The 269-nt window shown below is 46.5% G+C and carries 1 protein-coding gene; it reads right to left on the reverse strand.

Going from position 1 to position 269, the window contains the following annotated elements; all coding sequences use genetic code 11:
- Nucleotides 1–225: glutamate--tRNA ligase family protein (locus AAEY75_RS15330; protein ID WP_352260064.1), on the reverse strand; the 225-nt coding region annotated here is incomplete at its 3' end.
- Nucleotides 226–269 lie beyond the last annotated feature (44 nt).

The following is a 269-nucleotide window of genomic DNA, read 5'->3' on the forward strand; positions in this document are numbered from 1 at the left end:
GCCCACATCTGGGCCATGATCCCACTCGAGTCCTAACCAACGCAAACTATCCATAATTGCTTGCTCTGACTCGGCAGTGCTACGTACTTGGTCGGTATCTTCAATGCGAAGTACAAATTCACCACCTTGCTGTTTAGCAAAACAGTAATTAAATAAGGCGATATAAGCGGTGCCAAGATGCGGGTCGCCAGTTGGCGACGGGGCAACACGGGTGCGAATTGTCATGGTAATGTCTCTTTTAATAAGTGAGATGGTAAAGTTATTTATGC

It is taken from the genome of Psychrobacter sp. TB55-MNA-CIBAN-0194 (assembly GCF_040309505.1).
GTDB lineage: Bacteria > Pseudomonadota > Gammaproteobacteria > Pseudomonadales > Moraxellaceae > Psychrobacter > Psychrobacter fozii.